The organism is Nocardia lijiangensis NBRC 108240 (assembly GCF_001613045.1).
GTDB classification, from domain to species: domain Bacteria; phylum Actinomycetota; class Actinomycetes; order Mycobacteriales; family Mycobacteriaceae; genus Nocardia; species Nocardia lijiangensis.
Map to the genome: position 1 here is coordinate 14,333 of NZ_BDBP01000089.1, position 13,852 is coordinate 28,184.

Consider the following 13,852-nt stretch of genomic DNA (forward strand, 5'->3'; position numbering starts at 1 on the left):
ATCTCGACACTCCCCCGAAAGGAACCCACCCCATGCTGACCGTGCTCCCCATCAGGTATGTCGCCGATGTCGAAGCCTCCAGGAAGTTCTATGCGGGCCTCGGCCTGGCCGATCGACCCCAGGGCAGCCTCACCGTCTGGGCACAACTCGACGCCGAGGCGGGCGCCGTGGGAATCCACGACGCCGCCGTGTCGAAGGGCCGCCCGCCCGGCACCGTCGAACTCGGCTTCTCCACCGACGAGAACCTCGACGCCATCAGCCGGCGCCTCACCGCAGCGGGCTACGACCACCAGCTCGTCGACGAGGACTTCGGTCGCAGCATCCGCGTCGTCGACCCCGACGGCGTCACCGTCCAGATCCAGGAAATCGATATCGACGTCGCCGAACGATCCGAAGCCGCTGTGAAACAGCACGACTGACCGCGACCGGACCCTGCCGATCGAGTCGAACCGACCCACCCGAGAAAGCCACGTGATGACAGAACAGTCCGGTACAACCAACCAGGCAATGATCGACCCGGTCGCCACCACATCCCGGCTCACCGCGGCCATTCGCGCCGCGGAGTCGACGCGCCCCGACAGGCTTTTCACCGACCCGTTCGCCGCGCAGCTCGCCGGCGAGCCGGGTCGCGCCCTGCTCGATCAGCTCCAGATGCACGGCAGTCCGATCATCCCCGTGCGCACCAGGTACCTCGATGACATGATCGACGAGGTCGTCGGCCGCGGGGTCCGTCAGATCGTTCTCCTCGCCGCCGGGATGGACAGCCGGGCCTACCGTCTCGATCTGCCGACCGACACCGTCGTCTTCGAGCTGGATCGGCCCGGACTGCTCCACCTCAAGAGCGAATTGCTCGGCGCGGCAACTCCGAGCTGCACCCGGGTGCCGGTCGGGGTGGACCTCACCACCGATTTCACCACCCCGCTGGTAGCCGCGGGCTTCCGAGCCGAGCTGCCGACGTGCTGGCTGGTCGAGGGGCTCACGCAATATCTCACCGAGGCCGACGTGCACCGGCTACTCGACCGGATCACCGAGCTCTCCGCGCCGGGCTGCCATCTTCTCATCGACTTCGTCGGCACCTCGCTGCTGGAGTCTCGCGCGATGCGCCCCATGCTCGAGCTGCTCGCAGCGCGGGACATGACCTGGCAGTACGGAAACGAGGAGCCCGAGACCCTGCTCGAGAGCCACGGCTGGAAAACGACCGTCACCCGAATCGGCACCGCGGGCACCACCCTCGGCCGCTGGCCCTTCCCGGACGCACCCCGCGGCACTCCCGAGGTTCCGCAAGGCTACTTCGTCCACGCCACAACGTGATTCGACGATCGACAGGGCCGCTTGCGGCCGACGGCGGGCTCGGGCGGCGTCGGCGGCGGGATGGTCGACCGGATCCACTTCGATCGGGCGCGGCGACGTCGTCCAGCTGGGGATAGCAAGTATTCGCATTCCCGAGGCGATCCCGGCCGGCCCTTCCGAGCCGGCCGGGATTCGTTGTCGGACCTCAGTCGCAATGTCCCGAATTCCCTTCTTCGAGAAGAGAACCCAGCCATTCCTCGATCAGCTGGGCTACTTCGGAAGCGCCCTCCACACCGACGGACAGGTGGTCCGACGAGATCTTCTTGACGATCTGGCTCGGGTACCACGGCTCCGCCAGGGCGAAACCGGGTCGCAAGGGAATTCGGCACTGCAAGAACAGCTCGCTGCGATCGATTTCGCCATAGTCGAACGAGCGGCAGACATCCACCCACCCGACCATTCCTTCACATCCGAACCTGTCGATATCGCCGACTCGATCTCGTTCGAACAGCGAGAAGTTCTCGGCCATGCTCAGTACATCGTCGTACGTGTCACCACTGGCGGCGTCGTAGGAATCCACGAGAACGACGCCCAGTACGTCCGCGCGGTGGTCGTCCTCCAGATACGCGGCGACCGCGTGGGCGATAGCGCCGCCCGACGAGAATCCCGCGAGCACGCAGGGCCGCCCCGCCGCGGCTTCGACCACCACTTCCGCCACCATCTTCAGCGCGGCCTCGGGCGTTGCCGGAAGCTGCTCGCCCCGCTGGAATCCCACGAGCGGGATGCCGAGAACGCGATGTTTTCCGTTGAATTCCGCTGCCAGTCTCGCGTATTGAGGAACGCCACCCGCAGGTGTGAGCGATCGGATGCACAAGATCCGGATGTCGTCGGGGCCGTCCGCCAGGAGCACCGGCGTGGGGAGCGAGACGTAGAGGTGGGACTCGAACTTCTGTCTCGCGTCCGCACCCGCTCGCAGCTTTTCATAGAAGGTCGCGAGCGTGCCCGCCCGTTTCGCTTGCGTGTACTCCTGCGAGAAGTCTTCTCCCGCATCGGTTTCCGCGGTGTCGACGCCTCCGTTCTCGCGCTCCTCTCGGAGCAGCATGTGGAGGTGGTCGGCGAGCGCGCCGGGGGTCGGATGGTCGAAGATCAGTGTCGCGGGCAGCGACAGCCCGGTGACCGTTTTCAAGCGATTGCGCGCCGCGACGGCACTCAGCGAGTCGAAACCCAACTCCAGCAGTGCCCGATCGGCATCGATCGCCGCAGGCCCATCGTGACCCAAGACCGTCGCGATCTGGGCCCGCACCATCTCCGCTATCGCGCGCCGCTGTTCGATGTCGTCCATCGTTCGCAGACGCTGTCGCAGGCCCGAGTCCTGCCGGGCCGGCTTCACCGCACGACGCACCGTGGGCACCAGTTCGGCGAACAGAGCCGGGAACTGCTCGGTCCGGGCCATGGCTCGTAGGGCGGCCGTGTCCACCTGCGTGGCGAGAACATGCTCGTGCTCGTCGTCGATGGCTCGGTCGAACAGGGCCAGCGCCTGCGCCGTGCCGAGCGCCGCGAAACCACCCCTGGTCAGTCGGCCGACGTCGCCGTCGTCCAGGTGCCCGGTCAGCCCGCTGGACTGCGCCCACAGGCCCCATCCCACCGAAAGCGCGGGCAGTCCCCGCGCCTGCCGGTACGCCGCCAACGCGTCCAGCGCCGCGTTCGCCGCGGCGTAGTTGCCCTGTCCCGGAGCGCCGAGGGCGCCCGCGGCCGAGGAGAACATGACGAAGGCCGACAACCCCATCGTCTCGGTCAGCTCGTGCAGATGAACAGCCGCATCGGTTTTCGGCGCGAGCACGGAGCTGATGCGTTCCGGAGTCAACGATCCGATGACGCCGTCGTCGAGCGCTCCCGCGGTGTGGACGATCCCCGTCAGTGGGTGCTCGGCGGGTATCCGCGCGAGCAGTGCGGCAACCGCGCTGCGCTCCGAGACATCGCAGGCGACGATCTGCGCCTGTGCGCCCAGCTCGGTCAGCTGGGCCTGCAACTCCGGCGCTCCGGGAGCATCCCTCCCGCGGCGACTGGTCAGCAGCAAACGGCGCACCCCGTGCTCGGTCACCAGATGCTTGGCGAGCAGCGCGCCGAGGACACCGGTGCCGCCGGTGATCAGCACGGTGCCCTGTGGACCGAACGACGCAACCGGGCCGCCTTCGACCCCCGGCGCATCGACGCGCGTCAACCGGGTGCCGTACGGCCGACCGTCCCGGATCACGATCTGGGGTTCTTCGGTCGCCACGAGCGCAGGCAGGTCGATCTCGAGGTCCTCCGCGTCGATGTCCAGCAGCACGATCCGTCCCGGATCCTCCCGCTGGGCCGATCGAACCAAACCCCACACCGCCGCACCGGCGAGATCGGTGATCTCCGCTGCGGTGCGTCCTACGGCACCTCGGGTGCGTATCACCAGGGTCGACCCAGCGAACCGCGGCTCGGCCGACCAGCGCTGCACGTACTCGAGCACACGATGCGTCTCGGTATGTACCGCGTCGAGACCGATGCCACCTCCGAAGTCCGCCACGACCACCTGCGCGACCTCGCCGGTATCGGTGTCGAGATCGTCCCAGGCGGCAATGGACTTGGGAGCGGCGCCACTCGGCACCGGGATGGCTGTCCACCGCAGCCGCAGCAATCCCTCCGTGCCGGAGTGTCCCGCTGCGCGCAGGCGTTCCACCGGTACAGGTCGCGAGGTGAGCGAGTGTGCGGTGAGTACCGAACGACCGTCGGCATCGGCGACCTGCACCCGAGCCCCGCCGCTGTGATCGGCCGGGGTGATGCGGGCCCGGAGCATCGTGGCGCCGGTGGCGTGCAACGTCACCCCCTCCCAGGCGAAGGGCAACATCGGCGTCGCGGCGACACCATCCTCGGTGAAGGCGGCCTGAAGAGCGGCGTCCAGCAACGCGGGATGCAACCCGAACCGGCCCGCCTCCTCGATTGCGGACTCGGGCAACGCCACCTCGGCGAACAATTCGTCGCCCCGCCGCCAAACCCGTTGCAGGCCTTGGAATACCGGGCCGTAGTCGAAACCGGCGTCCGGCAACCGCTCGTACAACCCCGCCACCGGCACCGGCACCGCCCCCTCCGGCGGCCACGAGTCGAACACCGCGGCCGGGACCGGGGTGTCGAGCAGTGCACTCACCAAGCCCTGGGCATGCAGCATCCACTCGCCCCCGGCTTCGGCATGCTCGGCGCGGGAATAGATCGACACCGACCGCAGCCAGTCGTCGTCGGGTCCGGCCACCACGACCTGGATCTGCGTCCCGGTCTCCGAGGCCAGCACCAGTGGCGCGTGCAGCGTCAACTCGCGGACCGCGCCACAACCGACCTGGTCACCGGCCCGCATCGCCAACTCGAGGAAGCCGGTGCCCGGGAACAAGATCCGACCGGCCACCACGTGGTCGGCCAGCCACGGGTGGGCCGCAGGCGACAGCCGACCGGTCAACACCGCCCCACCGGAATCGGGCGAGTCGAGCACCGCGGCCAGCAACGGATGCGTCACCGCTCCCAAACCCGAACCCGTCACGTCAGCCGGACCGTCCGCACCGGTCAACCAATAGCGTTGCCGCTGAAAGGCGTACGTCGGCAAGTCCACTCGGTCGGCGCCGCGGCCCGCGAAGACCACCGGCCAATCCACTTCGACACCCGCTGCGAACAACTCCGCCGCGCCTGCCAGCAATCGGCCCCAACCGCCCTCGCCGCGACGAACCGAACCGGCGACGACGACATCGGTCTCCGTCGCGCCCGCCGACTCCAGCGTCTCCTGCGTACCGACCGTCAGAACCGGGTGCGGGCTGACCTCCACGAAGGCTCGGTAACCGTCGGCGAACAATGCGCGGGTGGTGTCTTCGAAGCGGACGACGTCGCGCAGATTCCGGTACCAGTACTCGGCGTCCAGATCCGCGGTATCCACCGAGGCTCCGGTCACCGTCGAATAGAACGCGATCTCGGACGATCTCGGACGTACGTCCGAGATCGCCTCGACCAGCGCCGTGCGCAAGACCTCGACCTGCGGCGAATGGGCCACGTAGTCGACCGGTATCCGCCGAGCCCGAACCCCTTCCGCCACACAGGAAGTCAAGAACTCTGCCAGAGCTTCGTTCTCGCCGGACAAGACCGTGGCGGTGGGCCCGTTCACGGCGGCCACACCGACCCGGCCGTTCCACTTCGTCGAACGCTGCTCGACTGTTGCCGCGGGCAAGGGCACCGAGAGCATGCCTCCCGCACCCGCGAGCCGCTCCGCCAGCATCCTGCTGCGCACGATCACCACCCGCGCTGCATCCGCCAACGACAACGCACCGGCGACACAAGCCGCGGCGATCTCCCCCTGTGAATGGCCGACCACCGCGTCCGGAACCACCCCCAGCGAGCGCCACAGCTCGGCCAACGACACCATCACCGCGAACAGCGTCGGCTGTACCACGTCGACGCGGTCCAGCGACGCGGCGCCCTCGGCGCCCTGCACCACATCGAGCAGCGACCAGTCCACCAACGGGGTGAAGACCTCCGCGCACTCGCGCATCCGCGTGGCGAACGCCGGAGCCGTCTCCATCAACTCCCGGCCCATTCCCACCCACTGAGAACCCTGTCCCGGAAATACGAAAACGGTCCGCCCGCTCTGCCTGGCCGCGCCGACGACCACTCCCGAATCCGGACGATCGTCGACCAGCCCGCGCAGCCGCTCCACCAGCTCGTCACGACCGCTACCCACCACGACCGCGCGCTGCCCGAAAGCCGAACGCGCGGCCAGCGAGAACCCCACATCCAACGCCGAAACATCCTCGCGCGCGGTCACATAATCCAAGAGCCGCCGCGCCTGGTCACGCAAAGCCGCCCGGTCTCGCGCGGACACCGTCCACACCACCGGCTGCGACGCCGTATCGGAGGCGATCGCCCGCGGCGCGTCCGGACGCGGGGCATCCGATTCCGGGCGCGGCGCCTGCTCCAGAATCACATGCGCGTTGGTGCCCGAGATTCCGAAGGAGGACACGCCCGCTCGGCGCGGGTGCCCGTTCGCGGGCCAGTCGCGGGCTTCGGTCAGCAACTCGACCCGCCCCTCGTTCCACTCCACCTTCGATGTGGGCTTGTCGACATGCAATGTGGCGGGCAGGATGCCACGCCGGATCGCTTCGACCATCTTGATAACGCCGCCCACGCCCGCGGCGGCCTGCGCGTGTCCCATGTTCGATTTCACCGACCCCAACCACAACGGCTCCGCATCCGCCGCCCGCTGACCGTAGGTCGCGATAAGCGCCTGCGCCTCGATCGGATCACCCAACACCGTCCCGGTGCCGTGCGCCTCCACCGCATCCACATCCGCCGTCGTCAACCCCGCATTGGCCAACGCCGCCCGGATAACCCGTTGCTGCGAGGGACCATTCGGCGCGGTCAACCCATTCGAGGCGCCATCCTGATTCACCGCCGAACCACGCACCACAGCCAACACCTCGTGACCATTGCGCACAGCATCGGACAGACGCTCCAGCACGAGGACACCCACGCCCTCCGACGATCCGAAACCGTCGGCGGCTTCGGCGAACGCCTTGCATCGACCGTCCGGCGACAAGCCGCGCTGCCGCGAAAACTCGACGAACACCGCCGGAGTCGCCATCACCGTGACGCCGCCGGCCAACGCCATCGAGCACTCCCCCGACCGCAGCGACTGCACGGCCAGATGCAGTGCCACCAACGACGACGAACACGCCGTATCCACGCTTACCGCAGGACCTTCCAATCCCAGCGTGTAGGAGACCCGGCCCGACACCACCGAACCCGGTTGCACCCCGACACCACCGGTCAGCCCGTAATCGTGATAGATGACCCCCGCGAAGACGCCGGTCTGGGAGCCACGCAACCCCAACGGATCAATCCCCGCCGACTCCAACGCCTCCCACGACACCTCCAACAACAACCGCTGCTGCGGATCCATCGCCAACGCCTCACGCGGCGACACCCCGAAAAACCCCGCATCGAAATCCCCCGCACCATACAAAAACCCACCAGAACACGTATACGACTTACCCACCACCCCCGGCACCGGATCGAACAAACCCCCCACATCCCACCCACGATCCACCGGAAAACCCGACACCACATCCACCCCACCACCAACAACCCGCCACAAATCCCCCGGCGAACCCACACCACCCGGAAAACGACAACCCATACCCACAATCGCCACCGGCTCATCCACCCTGACCGGCGCCGCGACGGAGATCGCCTGGGGCGCATCGCTACCGGTCATCAGCGTGCGCAGATGCTCGGCGAGCACGGCCGATGACGGATAGTCGAAGACCAGCGTCGCGGGGAGCGACAATCCGGTCACCGACTTCAATCGATTGCGAACCTCCACCGCACTCAACGAGTCGAACCCCAGATCCCGGAAGGCGCGGTCGGGATCGACCGCGGTCGGCCCCGGATGCCCCAGTACCACCGCGACCTGGGTCCGCACCACATCCAGGACGATCCGGTGCTGCTCCTCCTCGGTCAGCCCGGTCAGGCGGCTCCGCAGGGCGGCCGTCGCGTCGGCGTCGCCGGAAACGCCGGCCGCGCTCGCGCGCTGTGATCCGCGCACCAGTTCTCGCAACAGCGGCGGCACCGTCACTGCTCGCGATCGTGCCGAGAGAGCGGCCGAATCGATGCGAACAGCCACTACCTCCGCATGCTGTTGCCGCATGGCGGCATCGAAGAGGCGCAGCCCCTGTTCGGTGGACAACGAGGGGAAACCGTCCTGGCCTGTACGCCCGGTATCCGTCTCCCCGAGATGACTCGTCATTCCGGTCGCCGAGGTCCACAATCCCCAGGCGATCGACAGCGCGGGCAAACCCTGTGCGCGCCGGGCCGCCGCCAGCCCGTCCAGGAACATGTTCGCGGCCGCGTAATTGCCCTGGCCCGGCGATCCCATTACGCCCGCGGCCGACGAGAACAACACGAACATCGACAAGTCACGGTGTGCGGTCAGCTCGTGCAGATACCATGCGGAGTCGGCCTTCGCGGCCAGTACGGCGTCGAGCCGCTCGGGTGTCAACGACGGGATGACACCGTCGTCCAGGACACCTGCGGCGTGGACGATTCCGGACAGCGGGATGTCTGCGGGCAGCGAGTTCAGCAGTTCCTGAACCGCCGCGCGGTCCGACATGTCACACGCCGCGATCCGCACACGGGCCCCCAGGCCGGTGAGCTCCGCTGTCAACTCCGCGGCGCCGGGCGCCGCCGTCCCCTGGCGACTCACCAGCACCAGCGAGCGAACACCGTGCGTGCTCACCAGATGCTTGGCGATCAGTTTGCCGAGACCGCCCGTTCCACCGGTCACCAGAACCGTGCCGTGGGCGGTGCTCGGCATCGTAAGAACCAGCTTGCCGATGTGGCGAGCCTGGCTGAAGAACCGCAGGGCGTCCGGGGTCTCGCGAATATCCCACGCGCGTACCGGAAGTCGGCCGAGCGCGCCGCTGTCGAACAGGGCGCCGAGGTCCACCCACATCTGCCGAATCCGGTCGGCGCCTGCCTGACCCGTTTCGAACGCGCGATAGAAGACGCCAGGATGATCCAGGGCGATCTGTTCGGGATCCCTGATATCCGTCTTGCCCATCTCGATGAAGCGCCCGCCGCGCGGCAACAGCCGCAACGAGGCGTCGACGAAGTCCTCGGCCAGGGAGTCCAGCACGACGTCCATTCCGGAACCGCCGGTGACGGACGCGAACTTCTCCTCGAATTCCAGCGTTCGCGAATCGCCGATGCGCGAATCGTCGAAACCGAAGTCGTGCAGCGTCTTCCACTTCGGCCTGCTGGCCGTGACGAAGACGTCCATCCCCCAGTGCCGCGCCAGCTGTATCGCGGCCAGGCCGACGCCGCCGGTCGCCGCATGAATCAGCAACCGTTCTCCCGCTCGGACATCGGCCAGATCCCGCAGCGCGTAGTAGGCGGTCAGGAACACGACCGGGATCGCCGCCGCCTCGGCGAACGACCAGCCCGCCGGTATGCGGGTGATCAGCCGACGATCGGCGTCTACGATCGGAGCGGCGCCGCCGTCGGCCAACCCCATCACCCGATCACCGGGCTTCAAGCCGGTCACATCGGCGCCGACCTCGATTACGACGCCGGCCATCTCGGAGCCGATCAGCGCGTCGGCATCCGGGTACATCCCCAAGCAGATGAGCACATCCCGGAAGTTCAAGCCGGCCGCTCGCACCGCGATACGCACATGCCCGGCTTCGAGTGGTCCGCCGAACCTCGGATCGGCCGCGAGCGTGAGACCGTCGAACGTGCCCTTGTCGACAATCTCCAACCGCCAGTGTTCCGTCTCGGGAACAACCAGGCCGTCGCGCTGGGAGACTCTGGTCAGGCGAGCCGCGTGCAGGACACCAGCGCGGATCGCCACCTGCGGTTCCCCCGGTGCGAGGACCGCCGACACGATATCGGCCAACCCGGCCTCGCCCAAGTCCTCTCGGCCTGCATCGATGTCGGCGAGCACGATACGTCCGGGGTCCTCGGATTGCGCGGTTCTCACCAAACCCCAAATCGCCGCCCCTGGTAGATCGGTGGCTTCTTCGCCGCCGAGCCGCACCGCACCGTGGGTGAGCACCAGCAACGTGCACGAGGCGAAACGGTCCTCGCTCGAGAACGCCTGCAGTGCCGTCAAGACCTCGCGCGTTGCCGCATGCACATCCGCAGGCACGACCGCCTCGGCCGCGACGCCCGATCTGTCACCGCGGCGGCAATCGAGCACCACGACCGGTGGCGCGGAGGCGGACTCGTCACCGCGCGACGCGACTTCGGACCATTCGGCGAACGCCGAAACCGGCGCAGGCGGTGGCATCGAGAAGGACGACCACCGCACGACATAGAGGTCGCTGCCGGCCCCGACCGGCTCGGCCGTACCTACCGGAAGTGAGACGAGTGATCGCGCTGTGAGCACCGGTTGGCCCGCCGCGTCGGCCACCTCTACGCGCATCCCGGCGCCTTGCTCGGCCGGGGTGATGTGCACTCGCAGCATGGTGGCGCCGGTGGCGTGCAGGGTCACGTCTTGCCAAGCGAACGGCAACATCGGAGTCTGGCCGAGCGCGCCGTCGGCGAACAGGGTGTGCAGGGCAGCATCCAACAGCGCCGGGTGCAGTCCGAACCGGCCCGCCTCCGCCGCCACCGATTCGGGCAATGCAACCTCGGCGAACAGTTCTTCGCCGCGCCGCCAGACGCGCTGTAGTCCCTGGAATGCGGGGCCGTAGTCGTAACCGGCTTCCCGGAGCTGTTCGTACAGTCCCGTGATGGCCACCGGTGTGGCCGCCGACGGCGGCCAATGCGCGAACATTGTTGCAGATTCGATGATTTCGATGTTCGGGCTCAGTGTCCCGAGGGCATGTAGCGTCCAGTCGCCCTCGGTGTCGAGACCTTCGGCGCGAGAGTAGATCGATACCGACCGCTGTCCGTCCTCGGCGGGTCCTGCCACCACGACTTGGACCTGTATCCCCGCGTCAGCAGGCAGCGCCAGCGGCGACCGCAGCGTCAGTTCCCGCACCACCCCGCAACCGACCTGGTCGCCGGCCCGCACGGCAAGCTCGAGGAAAGCGGTGCCCGCGAACAGGATCCGGCCGGAAACCCTGTGATCGGCCAGCCACGGTTGCCCCGCCACCGACAACCGCCCCGTCAACACCACACCGCCGGAATCGGGCGAGGACAGCACCGCGGCGAGCAACGGATGCCCCGCCGCACCCAACCCGAGGCCCGACGCGTCGGCTGCGCCACCGCCGACCAGCCAATACCGTTGCCGCTGAAACGCATACGTCGGCAGCTCCACTCGCTGGCCAGCGCCGCGGGCGGCGAACAACACCGACCACTCCACTGTCACGCCCGCCACGAACAGCTCCGCCGCCCCACTCAGCAACCGGCCGAGGTCGCCTTCGCCGCGGCGAATCGATCCTGTGACGACCGTGTCGCCGTCCTTCGCGCCCACCGTCTCCAGCGTTTCCTGTACCCCGACGGTCAGGACCGGATGCGGACTCACCTCGACGAACGCCCGGTAACCGTCGGAGAACAGCACGCGGGTCGCGTCGTCGAAGCGCACGACATCGCGCAAGTTCCGGTACCAGTACTCCGCGTCCAGGTTCACGGTATCCAGCGCGGCACCGGTGACCGTGGAGTAGAACAGGACGTCCGACGACCGCGGCCGCACATCCGAGAACGCCTCGAGCAGAGGGCGGCGCAGTCTCTCGACCTGTGGCGAGTGGGCTACATAGTCCACGGGTATCCGCCGCGCTCGGATTCCCTCGGCCGCACAGGAATTCAGGAACTCTTCCAAGGCGTCGATCGCACCGGAGACAACGGTGGAGTTGGGGCCGTTCACCGCGGCAACGACGATCCGGCCGCCCCACCCGACCAGTGCCTGTTCGACCGTGGCGGATGGCAGGGCGACCGAAGCCATGCCACCGGCGCCCGCCAGCTCCTCCGCCAGCATCGTGCTGCGCACGATCACCACTCGCGCCGCGTCCTCCAGCGACAGTGCGCCCGCCACACAGGCTGCGGCGATCTCGCCTTGCGAGTGCCCGACCACCGCATCAGGGACCACGCCGAGCGATCGCCACAGCTCCGCCAGTGACACCATCACCGCGAACAGCGTCGGCTGCACCACATCCACGCGATCCAGCGACGCGGCATCCTCCGAACCGTTCACCACATCGAGCAAGGACCAGTCCACCAGGGGAGCGAACACCTCGGCGCACTGGTGCATGCGGGCGGCGAAGACAGGGGACGATCGCATCAGCTCCCGGCCCATCCCCACCCACTGCGAGCCCTGCCCGGGGAATACGAACACCGTCTTGCCGGTCCGCCCGACCGCCCCGGTGATCACCGCCGAGTCCGGGCGATCCTCGACCAGTCCCCGCAAACTCTCCACCAGATTCGCCCGGCCGCTGCCGAGCAGCACCGCGCGATGGTCGAAGACCGTCCGCTCGGTCAGCGAGAATCCCACATCCGACGCGGACAGATCCTCGTCGGCGGTCACGAATTCCAGCAGCCGCCGCGCCTGTTCGTCCAACGCGGCGCGGTCGCGCGCCGAGACGACCCACACCACAGGGTCGGGCGCGGCGTCCGTCGGGGTCGCCGATGGTTCGTCCGGCCGGTACAGCGAAGGCGGCGCCTGTTCGAGGATCACGTGCGCATTGGTGCCACTCACCCCGAACGACGACACACCCGCCCGCCGAACACGACCCACCTCCGGCCACACACGAGCCTCGACCAACAACTCCACCCGACCCGCCGACCAATCCACATGCGACGTAGGCGAATCCACATGCAACGTCTTCGGCAACACACCACGACGCAACGCCTCCACCATCTTGATCACACCCCCCACCCCCGCAGCCGCCTGCATATGACCAACATTCGACTTCAACGACCCCAACCACAACGGCTCCGCACCCACCCCCCGCTGACCGTACGTCGCGATAAGCGCCTGCGCCTCGATCGGATCACCCAACACCGTCCCGGTCCCATGCGCCTCCACCGCATCCACATCCGCCGTCGTCAACCCCGCATTCGCCAACGCCGCACGAATCACCCGTTGCTGCGAGGGACCATTCGGCGCGGTCAACCCATTCGAGGCGCCATCCTGATTCACCGCCGAACCACGCACCACAGCCAACACCCGGCGGCCGTTGCGCACGGCATCCGAAAGACGCTCCACCACAAGGACACCGGCGCCCTCACCCCAGCCGGTGCCGTCGGCGGCTTCGGCGAACGACTTGCACCGCCCATCCGCCGACAACGCGCGCTGGCGCGAGAACTCCACGAACACCCCGGGAGTCGCCATCACCGTCACCCCGCCGACCAGCGCGAGCGAGCACTCCCCCGACCGCAGCGACTGCCCCGCCAGATGCAGTGCCACCAACGACGACGAGCACGCCGTATCGACTGTCATGGCGGGGCCTTCCAGTCCCAACGTGTACGACAGCCGACCGGACACCACCGAACCCGCCCCACCGGTCAGCTGATAGCCCGCCAACTCGGCATCCGCCGCCGCGCCCTGTCCGTACCCCAGGAAGTACGCACCGGCGAAGACGCCGGTCTGGGAGCCACGCAACCCCAACGGATCAATCCCCGCCGACTCCAACGCCTCCCACGACACCTCCAACAACAACCGCTGCTGCGGATCCATCGCCAACGCCTCACGCGGCGACACCCCGAAAAACCCCGCATCGAAATCCCCCGCACCATACAAAAACCCACCAGAACACGTATACGACTTACCCACCACCCCCGGCACCGGATCGAACAAACCCCCCACATCCCACCCACGATCCACCGGAAAACCCGACACCACATCCACCCCACCACCAACAACCCGCCACAAATCCCCCGGCGAACCCACACCACCCGGAAAACGACAACCCATACCCACAATCGCCACCGGCTCATCCACCCTGGCCTTCAGCAGGTTCAATTCCCGCTGATGCTTGTCGAGTTCGATGGTGGCCCATCGCAGGCTGTTGAGTAGTTCACTGTCGCCGACCATGATCCGATCTCCCCTGATCTCTTTCGG

At 67.8% G+C, this 13,852-nt stretch carries 3 protein-coding genes; 2 read left to right on the top strand and 1 reads right to left on the bottom strand.

Features of this window, described 5'->3' with window-relative positions:
• Window positions 1–32: 32 nt before the first annotated feature.
• Entirely contained in the window at window positions 33–419 is a 387-nt protein-coding gene (locus tag NL1_RS28375) for a VOC family protein (protein WP_067845497.1), read from the top strand.
• A 55-nt stretch (window positions 420–474) separates the two neighbouring features.
• Window positions 475–1,311, top strand: coding sequence for an SAM-dependent methyltransferase (locus tag NL1_RS28380; protein ID WP_084511046.1), 837 nt, complete (start codon window positions 475–477; stop codon window positions 1,309–1,311).
• Window positions 1,312–1,495: 184 nt separating this feature from the next.
• On the opposite strand, the gene NL1_RS28385 is transcribed toward NL1_RS28380, so the two are convergent.
• Window positions 1,496–13,825 carry a type I polyketide synthase gene (locus NL1_RS28385; RefSeq protein ID WP_084511048.1) on the bottom strand — a complete coding sequence of 4,110 codons (12,330 nt, stop codon included), beginning with the start codon at window positions 13,823–13,825 and terminating at the stop codon, window positions 1,496–1,498.
• Between the last annotated feature and the right edge of the window lie 27 nt (window positions 13,826–13,852).

What these genes read in the sequence shown, in the direction of transcription:
- NL1_RS28385 (WP_084511048.1), bottom strand. Translation starts at nt 13,825, where the DNA reads ATGGTCGGCGACAGTGAACTACTCAACAGCCTGCGATGGGCCACCATC.
- NL1_RS28380 (WP_084511046.1), top strand. Translation starts at nt 475, where the DNA reads ATGACAGAACAGTCCGGTACAACCAACCAGGCAATGATCGACCCGGTC.
- NL1_RS28375 (WP_067845497.1), top strand. Translation starts at nt 33, where the DNA reads ATGCTGACCGTGCTCCCCATCAGGTATGTCGCCGATGTCGAAGCCTCC.